The organism is Peptoniphilus indolicus (assembly GCF_900454665.1).
GTDB classification, from domain to species: domain Bacteria; phylum Bacillota; class Clostridia; order Tissierellales; family Peptoniphilaceae; genus Peptoniphilus; species Peptoniphilus indolicus.
Window position 1 is genome coordinate 1,180,063 of record NZ_UGTH01000001.1, and the last position, 20,742, is coordinate 1,200,804.

Annotated in this window: 17 protein-coding genes and 1 pseudogene; 9 read left to right on the top strand and 9 right to left on the bottom strand. The window is 30.9% G+C overall.

Going from position 1 to position 20,742, the window contains the following annotated elements:
• Positions 1–40 precede the first annotated feature (40 nt).
• The 9 genes from DYE58_RS05650 to DYE58_RS05700 form a co-directional block, all read right to left on the bottom strand.
• Complete coding sequence (locus DYE58_RS05650; RefSeq protein ID WP_115312093.1) at positions 41–913, bottom strand: sensor histidine kinase; 873 nt, start codon at positions 911–913, stop codon at positions 41–43.
• Positions 901–1,554: a response regulator transcription factor gene (locus DYE58_RS05655; protein ID WP_115312094.1), complete on the bottom strand. Its 654-nt coding sequence runs from the start codon at positions 1,552–1,554 to the stop codon at positions 901–903. Before DYE58_RS05655 ends, DYE58_RS05650 begins: the two co-directional genes overlap by 13 nt.
• A 353-nt stretch (positions 1,555–1,907) precedes the next feature.
• Positions 1,908–2,792: a hypothetical protein gene (locus DYE58_RS11350; protein ID WP_245946058.1), complete on the bottom strand. Its 885-nt coding sequence runs from the start codon at positions 2,790–2,792 to the stop codon at positions 1,908–1,910.
• Positions 2,793–2,934: 142 nt separating this feature from the next.
• Positions 2,935–4,764: a recombinase family protein gene (locus DYE58_RS05670; RefSeq protein WP_050794611.1), complete on the bottom strand. Its 1,830-nt coding sequence runs from the start codon at positions 4,762–4,764 to the stop codon at positions 2,935–2,937.
• A 59-nt stretch (positions 4,765–4,823) separates the two neighbouring features.
• Positions 4,824–4,970, bottom strand: coding sequence for a hypothetical protein (locus DYE58_RS05675; protein ID WP_001058407.1), 147 nt, complete (start codon positions 4,968–4,970; stop codon positions 4,824–4,826).
• Between the two features lie 468 nt (positions 4,971–5,438).
• On the bottom strand, positions 5,439–5,849 hold the full coding sequence (locus DYE58_RS05685) for a sigma-70 RNA polymerase sigma factor region 4 domain-containing protein (protein ID WP_040552198.1): 411 nt from the start codon (positions 5,847–5,849) through the stop codon (positions 5,439–5,441).
• Positions 5,850–6,107: 258 nt separating this feature from the next.
• On the bottom strand, positions 6,108–7,469 hold the full coding sequence (locus DYE58_RS05690; protein WP_004820049.1) for an MATE family efflux transporter: 1,362 nt from the start codon (positions 7,467–7,469) through the stop codon (positions 6,108–6,110).
• Positions 7,470–7,484: 15 nt separating this feature from the next.
• Positions 7,485–9,203, bottom strand: coding sequence for an ABC transporter ATP-binding protein (locus DYE58_RS05695; protein WP_004820036.1), 1,719 nt, complete (start codon positions 9,201–9,203; stop codon positions 7,485–7,487).
• A 9-nt stretch (positions 9,204–9,212) separates the two neighbouring features.
• Positions 9,213–10,946 (bottom strand): ABC transporter ATP-binding protein, encoded by a 1,734-nt coding sequence (locus tag DYE58_RS05700; protein ID WP_004820034.1) that lies wholly within the window; start codon positions 10,944–10,946, stop codon positions 9,213–9,215.
• Between the two features lie 230 nt (positions 10,947–11,176).
• Between DYE58_RS05700 and DYE58_RS05705 the strand changes: the two genes are divergently transcribed.
• The 9 genes and pseudogenes from DYE58_RS05705 (at position 11,177) to ltrA (ending at position 20,645) form a co-directional block, all read left to right on the top strand.
• Complete coding sequence (locus tag DYE58_RS05705) at positions 11,177–12,151, top strand: helix-turn-helix transcriptional regulator (RefSeq protein ID WP_004820033.1); 975 nt, start codon at positions 11,177–11,179, stop codon at positions 12,149–12,151.
• 217 nt (positions 12,152–12,368) lie between these two features.
• Positions 12,369–13,304 (top strand): ABC transporter permease, encoded by a 936-nt coding sequence (locus tag DYE58_RS05710; RefSeq protein WP_115312096.1) that lies wholly within the window; start codon positions 12,369–12,371, stop codon positions 13,302–13,304.
• Positions 13,305–14,123 carry an ABC transporter permease gene (locus DYE58_RS05715; RefSeq protein WP_004820026.1) on the top strand — a complete coding sequence of 273 codons (819 nt, stop codon included), beginning with the start codon at positions 13,305–13,307 and terminating at the stop codon, positions 14,121–14,123.
• A 2-nt stretch (positions 14,124–14,125) separates the two neighbouring features.
• Positions 14,126–14,929, top strand: coding sequence for an ABC transporter ATP-binding protein (locus tag DYE58_RS05720; protein ID WP_004820025.1), 804 nt, complete (start codon positions 14,126–14,128; stop codon positions 14,927–14,929).
• Entirely contained in the window at positions 14,913–15,692 is a 780-nt protein-coding gene (locus tag DYE58_RS05725; RefSeq protein ID WP_004820023.1) for an ABC transporter ATP-binding protein, read from the top strand. Before DYE58_RS05720 ends, DYE58_RS05725 begins: the two co-directional genes overlap by 17 nt.
• A gap of 70 nt (positions 15,693–15,762) precedes the next feature.
• The gene (locus tag DYE58_RS05730) at positions 15,763–17,397 is read left to right on the top strand and encodes an ABC transporter substrate-binding protein (protein WP_040552466.1); all 1,635 of its coding nucleotides are present in this window, start codon (positions 15,763–15,765) and stop codon (positions 17,395–17,397) included.
• Positions 17,398–17,576: 179 nt separating this feature from the next.
• Positions 17,577–17,927 (top strand): plasmid mobilization protein, encoded by a 351-nt coding sequence (locus DYE58_RS05735; RefSeq protein WP_050149814.1) that lies wholly within the window; start codon positions 17,577–17,579, stop codon positions 17,925–17,927.
• Positions 17,928–17,932: 5 nt separating this feature from the next.
• A pseudogene (locus DYE58_RS05740) lies at positions 17,933–18,289 on the top strand (relaxase/mobilization nuclease domain-containing protein); the annotation flags it as partial.
• A 478-nt stretch (positions 18,290–18,767) separates the two neighbouring features.
• Positions 18,768–20,645, top strand: a complete 1,878-nt coding sequence (gene ltrA / locus DYE58_RS05745; RefSeq protein WP_115312097.1) for a group II intron reverse transcriptase/maturase — start codon at positions 18,768–18,770, stop codon at positions 20,643–20,645.
• Positions 20,646–20,742 lie beyond the last annotated feature (97 nt).

Below are 20,742 nucleotides of genomic sequence, written 5' to 3' on the forward strand. Positions count from 1 at the left end.
CTTACAAGACTTCTTACAGTTTTGTAAGAAAAAAGACTTCTCACAAAGGGAAGTCTACTGAAAATTTTATTCTATTTTCATCCAAAAACGCTCTTATATTTCCGCCATGTTTTTCTATAATTTCTCTGGATATAAAAAGACCTAAACCCAAACCATCCTTTGAAACGGAATTTTTTCCTCTGTAAAATCTTTCAAATATCTTTGGCAAAGTTTCTTCTGATAAGTCTTTGCACTCATTTTCTATATCTAGATTATAATTTAGGTAAGATTTATAAATTGAAATATTAATAGTAGATCCCTTTGGCGAGTATTTTATAGCATTATCTACTAAATTGTGGATAGCTTCTTTAAGCCATCTTTCATCTAAAGCGAACAATAAGTCTTCGTCTTTCAAATTTATTCTTATGTTTTTTTCATCTATTGTAACTTTAAATTCTCTCAAAACATCTTTTATTATGTCTTTTAAATTTGCTTGGTTTTTTTGTAGACCTATAATATCCGATTCAAGCCTGGAGGATTTTACCAGGTTTTGAATTAAAAAATTTAGTTTATTAAGCTCATACTTTATAATTTCAATATACTCATCTTTTGGATCTTCTTCTAGTAGGCTAATGTATAGAGAAAGATTGGTTATAGGCGTTTTTGTTTGATGGGATATATTTGCTATTAAATCTTTAGTTTTATTCTTTTCAGCATTTAGCTTTTTTTCTTTTACTTGGCTTGCATATAGAAATTTAATGAGTTTTGATTTTATTTTAGACAATTCCTTTTCATCAAATTGAGAAATTTCTAAATTTCCATCAAAAGCTTCATCAATATAATTTGAAAGCTCGCGCATCTCATTTCTTAAAATTATATATTTATATAAAATAAAGCAAATTATAGTTACTAAAAGACCTATTAAAATTTCCATTTATATCCAACTCCAAAGACTGTTTCTATTGGGTCATAGGGTTTTAATTTATTTCTGATTCTAGAAATATTGACACTTAGAGTATTTTGGTCGATAAATTCATCATCTATTCCCCAAACAAAATCAAATAGTAATTCCTTAGTAATAACTTGAGACTTGTTTTTTATCAAACAGTATAAAATTTTTGTCTCTGTTCTTGTGAGATCTATGTTTTTATTGTCTACATAGAAAGTATTTTCATTGAAATTAAAGTCTAGACCATCTTTCTTATAAAGATTTAAATCACTAGACACTATTTTTTCAAAAGCTCTTTTTATCTTTGCTTCTAATATTCCTAAAGAAAATGGTTTTGTCAAATAGTCATCTGCCCCTAAATTTATGGCTGAAATTATATATGCTTCAAGATCTATGGCTGATAAAACTATAATAGGAATTGATGAAGTTTCTCTAGTATATTTTATTATTTCAAGTCCATCACCATCCGGCAAATTCATATCTAGTAAAATTAAATCAGAAATATCAATATAATTTTTTGACTCATTTATACTAAATGTAGAAATCACTTTATAATCCTTTTTTAAAGCTATAGAAAGACCTTTATTTAAATTTTTATCATCTTCAATTAATAATATTTTTTTCAATGAAATGCTCTCCCTCAGTTACAACCCTAATTATAGTAGGATAAAATCATTTTTATTAAAATAACCATTCAATTAACTAAATACATAGATATGAAATTGGTTAATAGTTTAACAACTGCCATAAATTTATTTTCTAAAATGCCAATAAATATTGGCATTTTAGATATACTATCTATTCAATTGCTTTACTAAGTTTAAAACTGTATAATACGTCCCTATCTAACTATGACTTAACGATAAGCGTTTGTATTACGATATTTAGTCAGCGAACTTTTACATGAAGAATTTAGTATTGTCTCTAAGTAATAGTATTACGTATTTTATTATAAATTTTCTAATAATATCAATTACAATCAAATAAAGTCATATATTAAATCACAATTATCCATAAACCATTCATACCAAGATATTGGTTTTTTTAATACTATTCTATTTGAATATTCATATTCTATGAATTTAATTAAAATGAGACGAACATTATATACAATATCTTCATAATTATTCATATGAATCTCATTAAAATCCCACCATAAACTCTTAGCAGGGTGAGCACCAAAATCGCATCTTAAATCATACATATAATCTAGGTATTTAATATTTAAATCGTTAATATATAAAACTTCCTTAAGAAATCTATGCATATCTTTTCTTTTTTTTGTAGGTAGCTTCTCTCTTATTTTTATAAACTGAATTATTATATCAATACAATTATCTAAGCAAATAATCGCCTCTTCTTCAAATAAATTAGTAATTAATCCTAAAGATTTAGAATAGTAAAAAATAGCTCTATTTACGTAAGGGTCAAGTGCATTAATTTTGCTCATTATATAAACAAACATTCTATAATTCGTATTAAGATTATTATGTTTTCTATTGATAGTATCTGTAAATTTCTTATAATCTTTATCTATATTATAGTGACTGTATCTAAACATTGATTGACCAAAAAATGAGCTTGATTTACCATATACTAAAGCTAATGCTCCAATAATATTAATAAAATAGCTTCTATACACGTATTGATTTAAAAAATACATATAATCAGATATAATTTCAGAAATATATTTATTTGATGATATATTCTTCCATCCTTTAGACCAGTCAGGTGATATTATTCCTACTATGAGCTCATTTCCAAAAAAATCATATTTGCAAGATATATCTTCTGATATATAATTGAAACCTATTGTTTCATCACAGATTAAATCCCTAATCATTATGAGTCTATTCCCTTCCATATTTTTTAATATCAAAGGTATTTTATTTAAAGAATTTTTAAGATTCTGTATATTTATATTACTATTTTGATTTATCACGTTATTTATAAATTTATTTTTAAATTCTAAAAAGCTCATTATTATCCTTTAGTTAATACATAATTTACCAGTTATTTAGTTTTGTAAAATTTAAACTAAATCTCATTTTGACATCAATACGACACTCTCCACATGTGTTGTCTATTGGATAGGAACACAATTTATTGACCTCGTTGCCTGATTGAGGATACAATTTATTGCTGTCATTTTCCTCAACAGCTTTTGCATTTTTTCTTCTACTCTTAAATAATCGTCCATCTTGAGAGTCTTTTTTTCCTGTTTTATATATGATAGTAATCATTGCCGGATCAATTTCACCATCATCATTTGTCCCGCCAATTATAATTTTGTCTACTATACTTTCAAATACTGTCCTATCAAACTCTTCAAGATATTTATTAGACTCCAGTAACTTCTTAAACCCCTCCAGCCTTTTCTTCAATGCTTTTTCATCAGTCAAAGTTATCTCTAATGCTCTTTTTTCTTCAAGCAATTTTTCCTTACTTATAGATATTTCATTATATTTCTCTTGATATATGTCCATACTGATTGATTCATTAAGCCTTAATTCAACAAGGTCTTTTTCTTTCTTCAGTATTTTATCAAGTTGATTACTAATTTTCTTCAAGTCCTTTGCTAAGCTATTATCTTTTAGTTCTTCTTCCACAGTTTTTAAGAACTCATTTGTAATTTCTACATTATTGTGGCATACCTGACGATAACTTTCCATAAAAGCTTTTTCAATAGCTTCTTCCTCAATGCCTTTGCTTTGTGGGCAATGCTTCTTCCCGTTTTTAGTGGCATTGACGCATTGCCAAATTACTTTCTTATATTCAGAACTTGAGTGCCAATTTCTTCTTGAAAGCATATGACCGCAAAAGCCGCATTCCAGCATACTGCTGAAAGCATATTTTCTTGAATACTTTTCTCTTTTTCCACCATTATTAGCAACTGTATTTCTATTCTTCGCCCTTCTTAACCTAATTCCCTGAGCCTTTTCAAAATCTTCTTCTGAAATAATAGGCTCATGATGGTTTTCAATGTAGAATTTATCTTGTTCCCCAAAGTTATCCAATCTTCTTTTTGAAATAGGATCAACAGTGAATGTTTTACCCATCAGAAGATCGCCCTTGTATTTTTCATTCTTAATAATTCCCAAAACCGTAGTTTCAGTCCATTTTTTATATCCTCTTGGCGATAAATAACCTTGTTCTTCAAGCTCTCTGGAAATAACCATTCCGCCAACACCCTCAAGGTATCTTCTGAAAATATATCGTACAATCTCAGCTTCTTTTTCATTTATGGAAATACTCTTAGTTTCCGGATCATAGTCATAACCCAAGCAACCTTGAAACCCAACCATTTCTCCTCTTTCCATCTTCATTCTCAAGCCTTTTTTAACATTGGCTGAAATATTTTCTACTTCTTGCTGGGCAACTGAACTTAGAATAGTTAAAAGTAACTCTCCATCCATCGTTAAAGTATTGATGTTTTCTTCTTCAAAAAATACCGCAACATTATATTCCTTTAGCTTTCTAACATATTTCAAAGTATCTAAAGTATTTCTTGCAAATCTTGATATAGATTTTGTAATTACCATGTCTATATCGCCATTCATACAATCATTGATTAGTCTTTTAAAATCAATTCTTCTGTCAACCTGTGTACCGGTTATCGCTTCATCGGCATATATTCCTGCAAGTGTCCACTCATTGTTTTGCTTTATAAAATCTGTATAGTGTTCTACTTGAGAATTATAGCTGTTAATTTGATCTTCGGTATCCGTACTTACTCTGCAATAAGCTGCCACTCTCTTTATTGAGCGCTCTACACAGCCTGATGCAGTTCTTTTCAGTGTGGTATCACCTTTAATAACTTTAACATCCTTTTTCACTGCACCGCCTCCTTTTTGTATCTTTCTATGCAGTTCTATTATACCACACTTGCAAAACATTATAAATATAATTCTGTGGAGATATTATACTTTTTCATCAGCTTTAGTTTTATCTTTTTATATTCAATATCACTGAGCAAGTGCTTAGAAAGTAACATAGACAGCATAGATAATTGGAGGCTATATCTTAATAGTTCATTATTCATTCTAAATCCTCCTCATATAATTTTATCTAAAGTTTTATGACATTAACGGGTGCTTAGGATAAGCAACATTGGAATCTCACCACCGCCTCTGTTAAGATGAGCCGGCTTTCACTAAAGAAGTATCATTATCATTACTTAGATCATCACTTGCAAAGTTATCCTCGCTCTTTGCTTTAAGAAAATTTATTTATCGCTCGTTTCCTTATATCCTTGTCTTTGACAGTATTCATTTAAACCGAATTTCTTCAGCAGAAAAATTATGGCGTAAAATTTCTTTTGCTCACTAAGTAATTAAAAGTCCCGTCATGGTCTATTCAGTTGTCAAAGAGCAATATTTGAAAGGGATTGTTTTCTTTACATTTTCCTATTTGCCATAAGCAGGCACATCTCTTACTCAAGAAAGTAAAGGAGGTCAAACTCCCCTTCACTTTACATAAGGAAAATTTGACCCCTTTGGTTACCAAAGTTTTAAAGTTCTTCGATAAATTTTTTCAACTTTTCAAGAATTTTGTTTCTTCTTTTGATTAAAGCCGGATGTGTAATACTTTTGAGCTTTGCCACTGAACGAACCGTTTCATCATTGAAATACAGTCTTTCAATAATATCTCTTTCTTCTGCATTAAGTCTTGATATAGCATTTCTAACTGCTTCAATCATCATCTGTGTTTCCACAATCTTTTCTACATCAACGCTTTCATCAACAATATTATCTACAAAGTGTCCATCATGATCCAATGATGAAAAAAAGAGCAAGTGGTTTTTCTTGTCCACCTGCTCTAAATACTTTTCGTGTTCTTTTTCTCGCCAGTAGACTTTATATATCTGCTCGCTGACTTTAACCTTTTGCCCGTTGACATAAAGGTAATATTCCTTTGGCATTTTATTTCCTCCATTTCTTTTTTTGTCTGCGTTTTTAGACAAAAAAAGGAGGACTTCTGCACATAGGCATAATAAGTCCTCTAAAATGAAAGAAACTTGCTCTTTCCCTGTATTTTAAATTTAATTTTTTATGATAATTACCAGTATCAAAAAGGGCTATTGTTTTTTTCTATATGAATAACAGACCCTAAATAATACATAGCAATTACCTCCATTATTTAATCCATTTTTCTTCACCCTCGCCTTTAAAAATATGCATTAAATCACTCCTACTTTTTCAGAATTCTTTTTTCTACTTATTGTTTTATGCACACTTATTGCAAATGGTATTGTTATAAGCGTTGTTATAAAATCCGAAACAGCTTGAGAGTATATAACACCGTTTAATCCGATAAACTGGGGCAAAACCAGAATTATAGGAATAAATACGATTCCTTGTCTACAAATATTCAAAAAGCCACCCTCAAGAGCTTTGCCCATTGAAAGATACAATGTAGAGTAAGTAAATTGAAATCCAAATGTAACAAACATTATTACACCTGCCCTTAATGCAGGAACCGCAATTTTTAGAACATCCTCACCAGTTCCAAATATTGATAATATGCTTGGTGCAAAAATATAAATAATAACAGTCCAAGCTACGCAAAAAATATTAGTCCATTTTATACAGCATTTAATTGCCTCATCTAATCTTGTATAATTTTTCGCTCCGTAATTAAAACCTGCTAACGGTTGCAATCCTTTCATATATCCAAACACTACATTTGTTCCTAATGTAACAATTCTGAGAACTATTCCCATAGCCGCAATTGCTTCTTCTCCATATAATGATGCAGACGAAGATATTTTACTGATAGATATACTTGAAAACACCTGTAGTAGAAACATAGAAATTCCTACTTTTAGAATTTCTTTATAGATACCGGATGTAGGCTTAAAATTAATTAGTCTTATTTCAAGAAAACTTTTCCCTCCTTTGAAATAAAACAGATACATTAAACCTGTTACCAATTGGGAAATTAAAGTTGCAATGGCAGCTCCTTTTACACCTAAATCAAACTTATAAATAAAAACTGGATCTAAAATCATATTAAGTACGGAACCTACAATCATTGCTTTCAAAGAAACTTTAGCCGCTCCTTGTGATACTGCTATATTTCCTGAAGTTACATTTATTGTGCTAAATATTGCACTTGCGATAAATATACCGGCATATATCTTTGCCATATCCATAATCGAAGGAATAGCACCCATGAATTTTAGAACTTCAGTTAAAAACAGAAGTAAAATCAATCCTACTGTTAAACCAATAACAGCACTTGAAAATATTGACACTGTTGCAACAGTATCTGCTTCTTTCTTATTTTTTCCTCCTAACAAACGAGAAATATATGAACCTGCTCCCGCACCAAAAGTTAAACCTATTCCGGAAAATATTAATGAAATAGGAAACGCAACGGATACAGCGGCAACTGCTTGTTTTCCTAAACCAGATACAAAATATGTATCCACGACATTATATAATGCCATCACCAACATACTTATAACCATTGGCATCCCAAGTTTAAAAAGTGCCTTTGTTATATTTTCTTCACTCATAATTTTTACTTTATCGTTCACTTTATACTCCCTTCATCAGTCTTTTTTTGATTCTATTTGTTTTGTTATCATCTTGTAATAATGACCCTTTTTCTCAAATAATTCTGCATGATTTCCAATCTCTTCTATCTTTCCTTTATTCAGCAAAATGATTTGATCTGCATTTTTTATCGTATGAAGTCTATGTGCGATAACAAACACTGTTTTCCCTTTTATTAAATGCTCAAAGGCTTTGTTAATCTTCATTTCATTATCCGCATCTAATGATGCAGTAAATTCATCCAATAGTAATATTGGAGCATTTTTCAAAATAGCTCTGGCAATACTAATTCTTTGCTTTTCACCTCCAGAAAGAGAGGTTCCTCCTTCAGCGACTTTCGTATTATATCCCTCCGGTAATGAAGCGATAAAATCATGACAACAGGCTATTTTTGAAGCCTCTACTACATCGTCATAACTTGCATTCGGATTTCCTATCAGAATATTGTTAAATATAGTATCTGATAACAAAATATTTTCTTGGAACACAGCTCCAACTGAAGCTAATAAACTATCAGGATTGATATTTTTAATATTCTTATCGCCAATTAAAATTTCTCCATTTGTTACATCCCAAAATCTTGCAACTAAATTCATTATTGTACTTTTCCCTGCCCCAGATTCACCAATTAGAGCCGTTACACTTCCTTCATTTGCCGTAAAACTTATATTATGCAATACTTCTTTATTATCATCGTATGAGAAAGAAACATCTTTAAATTCCACAGAATAGCTATATATTTCATTTTGCTTATTATCGAAGTCAAATGTTTTATACTTCATAACTTCACTCAAATTATTGGAAGCAATTTTCAGACTTTTTAGCATAATATAGTATCTTTCAAATGAGCTTAAAATCCCTGATAAAGCAATTCCCATAACCATAAAAGCGATAAGTGATTCTCCTTTAAAATCTCCTGCTAAAAATAAATAGCCCCCACCCAACAGAGTCATTGGAATTATGAAATTCACTAATGAAGCATATAGTGCTGTCGGTATTGCCAACTTCATTTCAGTGCCAATACCATTTTTTCTCACTAAATCCATATTGTTTTTTAATCTCTCGAAATTTGATGCCTGCATATTATATGCTCTAAAAACCTTAATACCTCCTATATATTCCAGTACATTGGAAATCATAGTTTCATTTATCCTTCGTTTATCTATTTCCAGTGTTTTGGCTGTTTTTTCTCCAAAGATTAAGATAGGAATGGAAATAAAAATCATAAAGCATTCTGCAAGAGCCAGTTTATAATTGATAAAAAATGTACCAATTATCAAAAATATACACATCGTTGCCATTTTTATTAAGAATGGCAATGTGTGTGAAAGTAGTCCTTCAAAACTTGTCAAATCATTTGTTAAAGTATTGATTAAATATCCTTTGTTATTTTTATTAAAGTATCCTAAACTTAATTTTCTAAAATGATTAGCTAATTTAATTCTCAATTCTCCTGTAATCTCAAAAGAATTTTCAAAAGACATTAAGTAACTTTTTCTATATGCTAAAATTCTCAGTATCACAGCCGCCAGACATACAACAGTATATTTGACTACGCCGTTCATATTTAATGTTCCGTTGAAAATATCAATAATCGTCAAATACAAAATAAAATATGTCACCATACTTCCTAAGCTGTCTAAGCACATAAGAAATATAGGGAAATATAGTTTTCCAAAATTTTTTCCTATCAATTTTTTTATATCCTTAACCATACTATCCCCCTACTCAACATAATTTTGTATATAAATATTCCACATATCTGCATAATGTCCGCCTAAATCAATAAGCTCATTATGTGTCCCTTGTTCAACAATTTTCCCTTTTTCAAAAACCACAATTTTATCAGCCTTCTTTATTGTGTGCAGTCTGTGAGCAATCATAATCACTGTTTTATTCTTTAATAAGTTCCCTAATGCAATTTGAATCTTATGTTCATTTTCAATATCGGAATAAGATGTCGCTTCATCAAAAATAATAATCGGGGCATCCTTTAAGATCGCTCTTGCAATGCTGATTCTCTGCTTTTGACCTCCAGATAATTTAAAACCTTTATCACCAATTTTAGTTTTATATCCATCAGGCAAGCCAGAAATAAAATCGTGAATTTGAGCATTTTGGGCAGCATAATATACTTCTTCTTCATTGACATTTAAGCCCATTCTGATATTTTCAAATAATGTATCCTCCATAATAAATACATCTTGAAAAACAAAAGAAATTGATGCCATAAGCGAGTCCGTACTTAATTCATTAATTGGAATACCGGATATTCTAATTTCGCCACTGTCAATATTCCAATACCTTCCTATCAGTGTCGCAGCAGTCGTTTTACCTGCTCCCGATTCGCCAACAAATGCAGTAAATGATTTAGGCTCTATCTTCATTGAAATATTTTTCAATACAAAGTTGTTTTCATCATATCCAAAATTCACATTTTCAAATTCTATTTCTAACGATTCTGATTTAACCCTTTTTTCGCTGTTTTTTTCAACAGGAGCAGAAAATAATTTCTTTATATTTACAAGCCCGCTATTTAGCTCTATTCTTCCCATAGCGATATTGAACAAATTAAAAAATGTTCTATAAAAACACATCGTCAATAACATAAATACAAGTAATTCTTGTGATGAAATCAATTTATTTAAATATAAATAGCCTCCAATAGGTAAAGTAAATAGCACTCCTGAATCTAAGATTACAATCGTGAATGCGAGTGGATAACAAGAGCATTTAGCCATATCTTTAAGACATTCAGTATATTTTTTTGATGATTTGCTTAAGCCGACAAACTTATCTGCTGTCAGTCCGAACATTTTTATTATGGACATACAGTTCACATATTCATTCGTTACTCCCATCACCTCCGAAAATGTATTGGTATACTTCATTGTTAAATCCGGATATTTTCTCATCATGAATGTAGGCAAAAAAACACCCACAATAACGGGTATTATCATAACCAATGTCATCCAAAGGTTTATATTAAACATTAATACAATCGCTATAACAGGAATTACTATTGCCTGAATTATCTCAACTAAATTATGTGCTATAAAGACCTCAAGTTTTTCTATATCGTCAAATAACGCTGCTTTTAGTTCTCCTGTTGATTTATTGTTGAAAAATCCCAAATTTACTTTTGATAGATATTCCAATGCTTCCATTTTTAAACGGTGCATTATGTTGTAGGCTGCGACATGAGTACATATCATTGTTGCCGACATCAAAATATTTTGTAAGATGGTCGATATAACCATAACCAATGACCACATCAATACTGTATGAATGTTTAGAGTCTTACCTATTAAAGATAAAATCATCTGATACAAGATAACATAGGGTGTAAATGATAAAACTCCACTGAATATCCCTAACAATACACCTATAAAAATTTTGATTTTTTCATATTTCAACAATGAAAATATACTTATGTTTTTTTCATCAAGTCTTTCCATGTTCTCTCACCTCTTTATCGTTTATTATCACTAATAGGGTATGCTAAAGAAAAAAATAAATCAACATATTGAATTTCATAAATAATCTGGTCTAAATATAGATATGGCCCTTTATTTAAGCTATTTTTATCATTTTTACTGTTCAATAAATAAAAATATCGTGATATAAATTTGGTTGATTGTGATATTAAATTATGGTAGAATGATATAATGATAAGGAGGTGTGTTTCATGAAAAAAACAGTCATTGAATATTACGAAGAGCTTCCACAAAATTTGCATTTTTATAAAATAGAAGAAGAGTCAACATTAGGTAATAATTTCTACCGAATGAATGCCGAATATGGTTGTGGTAGTGTGCAAGTAATGAATTTCCACAATCAATTTCTAATTATTATTGCCGACTTTATCCCAAGTAACAATTTTGAAAAGGTATCTGAAATAGAAGAAGAATATTTTGAAATCAGTCAATTTGAAACAGATTCCAGTTATTTCAAAGTAGACGGAAAAAAAGTGAAACAAGTAGATAAGGGAATTTGTTGTTATGCAAATACAAGAAAAAGTGCCTATGCTTTTTGTGAGTCAAACAAATCAACCTGTTTTACAAAAGTAATCATAACAAAGAAATACTTTGATTCATTTTTAGAAGAAAGATTTGGTAATGCCTATGAAACCTCAAAAGATGCTTTAGACTTTCTTGTAGAAAACCCCAACTCTCCGGAATTAAATTTTGTTTTTCAGCAAATAAAAGATTGTCCTGCTGTTGGAAATACCAGAAATTTATATATGGAAGGAAAGGTAATTGAAATACTTTCGCTTATAACAAACACGATAGAAATGAAAAAAAATCGTCCTCATATTTCTGTAAAATTAGATCGTAAAGACAAGCGTTCATTGAATAAAGTTATTACATTCATGAAACATAATCTTTCATCCTATCCTTCTATTGAAGAATTGTCTAAAATAGCTAATATGAGCTGTTCTCGTTTCCAAATGGCTTTTAGACAAGTATACGGGACAACTGTTTACGAGTATCTAAAAGTAATGCGGATGAATTATGCTCTTCTTTTATTACAGGATACGGATGATAAGATTTATCATATCGCTCTAAAAGTCGGATACAAAAATGCAGGGCATTTCGCAAAAATTTTTAAATCAACATTTAAGATGAGTCCTATGGAATATCGTAATATTCACCATATATAGCATATATGGCATCATGATATTTTTTATATATATCACAATATTTTAATTTATTGTTCTTGTACCTCTTCTTAAATCCTTATTTTCAGCGGTTAAACAGGGGCTTTTATCGTTTTTTTAATGAAACTAATCGCCCTTGTTTATAAGTCTAATAATAATGTAAAATGTGAGTTAGTTAAGTTAGGCTAACTCACATTTTTTTAGTTAAGGAGGGATTATTTTGAGAATCATAAATAAATTTTTCAGATTGGTTTTAGTGCTATTTATGATCAGTATAATATCCTTTTTTCTGGCAAATATATCCTCCATTGACTCTGCTGAAACAATAGGACATCATCTGTATGGTAATCCAAGCAAAGAACAAATTGAAAATATTCGTATAGAGAAAGGATTGGATAAACCCGTACCTATTCAATATATAAAATGGTTGCAACACGCATTGATTGGTGATTTAGGAATATCCTATCAAACATCAAATCCTGTATTAAGTGATATTAAAGATAAACTTTTTGCCACTGTTAAACTGGTAATTGTATCTCTTTTTTTTATTGCGGTGATTACTATTCCTCTTAGTTTAGTTTCAGCGTACAAAAAAGATACTTTGATAGATAAATCTATTCAAGTTATAACCATATTAGGTATTTCTGTACCTTCATTTTGGCTTGGATATGTACTTTTATCTATATTTGCAATTAAACTTCCCATTTTTAAAGTTATCGAATACGGAAACTTTAGGAGTTTGATTCTTCCGTCAATAACTCTGGCAGCACCTGTTATTTCTTCATCTGTAAAGATATTAAGAACCACTCTATTAGAAAATTCCGAGCAGGAATATGTTACCTACGCCAGAGCAAGAGGATTATCTTACAAAAGAATATTATACGCACACATTCTAAAAAACTCTCTTCCCCCAATGATTACTTTATTTTTTCAAAATATAGGAATGATGATTGCGGGAAGTGTAATTGTGGAGAATGTATTCTCATGGCCGGGACTCGGATCATATTTTATGTCAGCCATTGTAAATCGAGATACTCCAGCAATTACCGGTTGTATGTTAATACTTGGTATAATCTTCGTCATATCAAACTATGTATCCGAAAGTATCAATCATTTTTTAAATCCTCATATTTTTACTGTAAAGGAGGATAATTAAATGTTTCGCAAAATACTTGCCAACAAACAACTATTATTCGGTTTATCGCTGATAATAATTTTTATTATTATAGCTATATTTGCACCATTGATTGCACCAAACAGCCCTTATGAAGTCGACATTAGTCAGAAGTTTCTGACTCCATCTCACAATTTTCCTTTAGGTACAGATCAATTAGGGCGTTGTGTTTTATCAAGGCTTATTTATGGAGCCCGATATTCACTTAGCATTGCATTTCCAAGTATTTTCATTTTAGCCTTGATTAGTACCATTGTCGGAACTATAAGTGCTTGGTTTGAAGGTTTTTTAGATAAACTAATTTTGCTACTGTGTGATGTTTTTATGGCATTTCCACCTATTGTCATTGTTCTATCTCTTTTAGGAATACTTGGTCAAGGCAGCATAAATTTAATTATTTCCATAGTTTTATCTATGTGGATATGGTTTGTAAAAGTAATTAGAAGTTATGTTCTAATTGAGAAAAGAAAGAACTATATCATTGCAGCTAAAATTTCAGGATGCAACTCCATAGAAATTATAGTTAAACATATATTTCCTAATATTGCTCCTCTCATAGTTGTGTATTTTAGTACAGGAATTGCAGCTATTATTCTGATGATTTCAGGATATTCCTTTTTAGGTGTCGGACTATCTGAAAACATACCAGAATGGGGAATTATGTTGTCAAACTCAAAACAATACCTATACTCAAATCCAACACTTATTATTTATCCCGGATTATGTATTCTTCTAACTTCTGCCGGATTTAATATTTTTGGAGAATCTTTAAGAGATGTACTTTCCCCGAAGGAGGATTAGATATGGATACACTACTTCAAGTTAGAAATTTAAGTGTGATACACAGAAAAACAAAACAGAAATTGGTCAATAATGTAAATTTCAGTCTTAATAAGGGCGATATTTTAGGTATTATCGGTGAAAGTGGAAGTGGCAAAACATTAACTTGTCGTTGTATCCTTGATCTGTTGAGTAAAAAAACATTTGATATAAGCGGTGAAATTATATTTGAGAATAACAACATCATTTCTTTACCTGAAGAAAAATTGAATTTAATTCGTGGAAATAAAATAGCACTAATAATGCAAAATCCTATTGTTGCCTTTGATCCTATGACAAGAATAGGCAAGCAAATGATTGAATCAATACAAATACACAAAAACTTACACAAAAATGAGATTCTATCTATGTTAGAGAAAATGCTAATCGAATTTGGAATGAAAGATGTCCACAGAATTTTTCGCAGTTTTCCTTCTCAGCTAAGCGGAGGAATGTTGCAAAGATTGATGATTATATTAGCTTTGTCATTATCTCCCGACATAATAATTGCAGATGAAGCTACGACTGCCCTTGATATAAAAACTCAATCTACTGTTTTAGAGGAGTTTAAAAAGATAAAGGAAATGGGAATTTCACTTATAATCGTTACTCATGATTTTGGCGTAATCGCAAAACTTGCTGATAATGTAGTTGTTATGAAAGATGGGAATTTTATTGAAAGTGGAACCGTATACGACATATTTGATTCTCCAAAAAACAGCTATACCAAAGAACTTCTACTTTCCAATCTTTTGAAAGGAGGTAAAAAAAATGATTGTTGCAAATAGTTTGAGTAGAAAATATCAGTGTGATTCATCGGGTAATAAGGAGTTTATATCTGTAGATAATGTTTCATTTACTTTACTTCCCAACTCATCTTATTCACTGGTTGGTGAAAGCGGATCTGGAAAAAGTACACTTTCTCTAATGCTATCTGCCATTCTTCCCCCCAGTGAAGGCACAATTTATTTTAATGATAAAGACATATGGAAAATGAATAAAAAAGAACTTCTCGCTATGAGAAAAGATATTCAACTGGTATTGCAAGACAGCTCTGGAGCTTTGAATCCCAGAAAAAAGATTTACGAAAGTCTGTATGAACCTATCAGCAAATTATGCCACTTAGATAAAGCAGAAATCAACTCATTGATTTTATCAACATTACAAAAAGTGGAACTTCCTGAAACGGTTTTATCGAAATATCCCCATGAGTTATCTGGCGGACAACAAAGTCGAGTTTGTATAGCAAGGGCAATATGTGTAAACCCTAAATATATTATTTTCGATGAGTCTGTCAGTGGATTAGATTCAACTGTACGCAAGAAAATTTTAGACCTTCTCATAGATATAAGAATACAAAACAATATTACCTACTTATTTATTACTCATGATATTGATGTTGCTCTATATATGGCAAATCACATATTCGTTATGAAAGGAGGAAAAATAGTAGAAGAAATACCTAATGCTGTTTCGTATGATTCATTTCATGGAGAATATTCAAGGGAGCTCATCAATGCCCTACCTCCTAAATCTCCATATGACAGATGATTTACGAAACTACTTAAAGTTAATGATGGGCAAAAACAAAAAATATAGTTTAAAGAAAGGATGTGTTTTTATGAAAAATACAAAAAAATTTTTAGGAGTATTACTTGTATTCGTTATGATACTATCTATTACAACGGGTTGCAGTTCAAAAAACGGAAATGAAAACTCACAAAAAACAAAAGAGTTAACATTCTGTGAAAGTTGGAATTTTGATGGAGGTTTCTCTGTCTTTCAAGAACCTTTAATGGCAAATGGAACTTTCGGATTGTTATACTACATTCCCAACTTCTATGAAACGCTTGTAAAATATGAAGATGGAAAATTTACCCCGGGACTTGCTGACAAATGGGAAGTCAGCAAAGACAATATGACTTATACTTTCAATCTAAAAAAGAATATTAAATTCTCTGATGGGGAAGAATTAACTGCTGAAGTGGTAAAGAAAAACTTTGAAAATGTTGGTAAAAATTTAGGAACATACAATGGTTTCTTTGGTTTAACAAGCACGCTTATAGAAAAAGTTACTGTTATTGACAAGCATACTGTATCTGTAAAGTTATCAAGCCCATATTATGGAGCTCTTACGGATTTTACACTTCCTTTGCCAATGGGAATTATGTCACCAAAAGCATTTAATGAAGATGGTTCTCTATCCGACTCAATTAAAAATGCTACAATGGGAACCGGTCCGTATATGTATGATGGTAAGAAAGAAAATGATACTTATACATTTGTGAAAAATCCAAATTACGACCGTAAAAAAGTTGATGTAGAAACTTTTAAGATAAAAGTTATTCCGGATAATGATGCAAAATTACTTGCTCTGAGAAACAATGAAATAGATATGATTCTCGGCACTAACAACCTAAGCTATGATTCTTATAACACTTTGCAGAAAGATAAGAATTTTACAGGAAAAACATCAGAAACAGTTATACAGACCAGATATGTTGGAATCAATTCGGACATCGCTCCATTTAATGATATTTCAGTTAGAAAAGCTATAAATCATGCCATAAATACCGAGTCCATAAGAAAAAATATTTTAGGCGATGTAGAAAAAGAAGCAACTTCTATATTAGATAAAAATTTGCCATATTGTAATGTTGACACCGAATCATACTCTTATTCTGAGCAAAAAGCGAAAGACTTACTTGAAAAAGCTGGATGGAAAGATGAAGATGGAGATGGCATTCGTGAAAAAGATGGGGTTAAACTTTCTGTTAATATCTCTTGTGCCAGTGAACAAGCTATGCTAAAAGATATTTCTGAAGCCATTGCAACAGATCTAAAGAAAGTAGGATTTGAAACGAAAACTTCCAGTTCTGAAACAATGAATCATTATAAAAATATTTCTGAAGGAAAATATCAAATGGCGATTGGAATAACATATAATATTCCTATGGATCCTTACAGACTGGTTGCATCATTTTCCAAAAATCCTGTCATGGATAATATGACATCGAAAGCATTAACCAGCATGAATAATTCAGATGAAGCAATTAGAAGTTTAAACGCAATGACTGATGAAAAAGAAATACAAAAAGTATACAATAGTATTATAACTGCACTACATGACGATGCTGTATTGATTCCTATTTCAAGAACAGTAGGAATGACTACTTTTAACTCCAGCAAAATAGCTGATTATACATTCAGTTTTGAACCTGATTATTTAGATGTATCAAATATAAAAACAAAATAAATTCAACTTGCTTAATGCTTGCTACAAATCGTTCTTTTGTAGCAAGCACAGTAAGTGTACGGACACTTACGAAAAAATTGATGAAGCAGCCCTCTGGGAACTGCTTCTTTTTTTATCAATTTTTAGCTTGTTAGGGAGAACCCTAAGACCCCGAAATACATTCAAAGGAGGAACTACCTATGGCAAATAGAATACGAAATGAAAGACTTGAAATTAAACTAACAGAAGAAGAAAAGGCTCTTTTTGAGGAGAAAAGAAAACTTGCAAAGTGTAGAAACATGAGCCATTTTATCCGTAAATGCGTTTTAGAAAAGGAAATTTATCAAGTGGATTTAGAGCCTTTCCGAGATTTACAAGGCTTGCTTTCAAATGCAACAAACAACATAAATCAGATTGCAAAGCGTGTAAATTCTACCGGCATAATTTACAAAGATGATATAAACGATATGAAAAAGCAGATTGAACATTTCTCAAAAGAGTTGTGGCAGATACATTCACTGCTTCTTAACAGAACTTCCGGAGGTGATTAAATCTTATGGCTATTACAAAAATACATCCTATAAAATCAACCCTTAATCTTGCCATTTCATATATTGTTAATGGAGAAAAAACAGATGAGCAAATCTTAGTAAGCACTCATAAATGTCATCAGGAAACTGCTCATACTCAATTTTTAAGAACACGAAATGATGTAGGAACAAAAGGAACCGTTCTTGCAAGACATCTCATTCAATCCTTTTTACCGGGAGAAACAAGTCCTGAAATGGCTCACCATATTGGTATGGAGCTATGTAAAAAGATACTCAAAGACGAGTACGAATTTGTCTTATCTACTCACATAGATAAGGGGCATATTCACAATCACATCATTTGTGCGTCCATAAGGTACGAAGTAAATCCATTTTAGCAAAATGGTAGAATAGTAGTTTTAATATCTAAGGTCAATAACTCACTTAGAGGAGAAATCCAAAGAGGACAATAGCACGTTATTAAAGTCATAAGTTGGATAGATATCATTCCACGACTGAATGGCGAGACCTAAAGCTGATATGAGGATAAAATCTAAACTGATTGAATGCCAGTCCGAGGAACATTTGTGGTGGTCATAACGAAAGATATCTATATACGTTATGTTGAGTGTACCTATGTAGTGAAAATGAATGCATTAGGCAAAACTTTAAACTCAATCCGCTTGTATAAGCATGAAAGGACGAAAAGCATATCCGACAATCAACATTGCTTTTTACTTCGATACTAAATGGAGATTACCTAAGTCAGAAAGCAACAAAATGCTATGGTTTTTAAGAACCTGAATATCTGATATGGTAACGGAGCCTTCGTAGTAATCCGAGAGAGATAACGACTCTTACATGGTAAAGGAAGGCAGTTTATTCATTCAATTCAGAGGAAAGGAAGGTGCGAGAGGCACTATGAGAAATCCCAACAATGTATTGATTAGTTTGAGAAAACATTCAAAAGAAGAAAACTACACTTACAAAAGATTGTATCATAACCTTTACAATACAGACCTGTTCTTGCAAGCATACCAAAATATTTATGCTAACACAGGAAATATGACTAAAGGTGTAGATAATCAAACAATAAGTGCAATGAACTTAGAAAGAATTAACAAAATCATTGATTCACTAAAAGATGAAAGTTACTCACCCACACCAACAAAAAGAGTATATATTCCAAAGAAAAACGGAAAATTAAGACCATTAGGCATACCAAGCATTGACGATAAATTAGTACAGGAAGTATGTAGAATGTTATTAAATTCTATCTATGATGAAAGCTTTGAGGACACATCTCATGGCTTTAGAGATAATAGAAGTTGTCATACCGCTTTAAGACAAATTCAAAATAGATTTGTAAGATGTAAATGGTTCGTTGAAGGAGACATTAAAGGTTTCTTTGACAATATAGACCATAACATTATGATAGACATTCTATCCAAGCGTATTGAAGATGAAAGATTCCTAAGATTAATAAGAAAGTTTCTTAAAGCCGGATACATGGAACAAAACCAATATCACAACACTTACAGTGGAATGCCACAAGGGTCAATAATAAGTCCCATACTTTCAAATATTTACTTGGATAAATTTGACAAGTATATGAAAAGTTACAAGGAAAGCTTTGATAAAGGCAATAAAAGAAAGCAAAACAGGGAATATAAAGCTCTCTATGATAGAAGAAAAAGACTTGAAAATAAGTTAAGCAAGACAACTAATAAAATTGAAATAAATGATATTAAATCAGAAACTGAAGAGATAAACAAAAGATATTTCAATATACCTTGCTTAAATCCTATGGATGAAAACTTCAAGAGAATACAATATGTTAGATATGCTGATGATTTCATTATTGGCATTATCGGTTCTAAGGCAGATGCTGAAAAGGTAAAACAAGAAATTGGTCAATTTATCAAATCAGAATTAAACCTCGAACTATCTGATGAAAAAACGCTAGTAACAAAATCAACAGATAGAGCCAAGTTCCTAGGTTTTGATATCAGAGTAACTCCTGGAAGTAATCATACAAAAAGGACAAAAACAGGTATAAAAGCAAGAAATTTTGGTGGTCATGTAAGACTTGAATTATCAACTTCAACAATACAAAATAAACTAACAGAGCTTGGAGCATTAAGAATTAAAAATCTAAATGGAAAAGAAGTATGGTTTCCTAAAGAAAGAACAGAGCTAACATCAAGAACAGACTTAAGTATTTTGGAACAATATAACGGAGAAATTAGAGGATTCTGTAACTACTACAGACTCGCAAATAATTCTTCAAAGCTCCATAAATTTAGATATATTATGGAATACAGTCTGTATAAAACATTGGCTTGCAAATATAGGACAAAGGTAACGGATATTATAACTAGATACCGCAATGATAAAGATTTTGGTATAAGTTATACAGATAAAAATGGTAACAACAAAACTCGTTTACTTTGGAAAGACAGCTTGGCTAGAAAAGAATTTCCCCAAGATGATAATGCTGATGTGATTCATAAGCAAAAGTTCTATCTTAAGAAACCAACGCTAGGTTTAAGATTAAAAAATAATAAGTGTGAATGGTGTGGGAAAGAAACTAATAATCTAAAAGTGTATCAAGTAAAAAAGCTTAAAGACTTAACTGATGAATATGCTTGGCATGTTTTTATGAAAAGCATTAATAGAAAAACGCTAGTAGTTTGTAATGAATGTTTTGAAAAAATTAACAACTCAAATGAAGAATAAATGGAAAGCCGTATACATCGAGAGGTGTACGTACGGTTTGGGGGCGAGTATCTAAAAACCTACATTAGAAATAATGCAAGGCGTTGGATACTTAGCC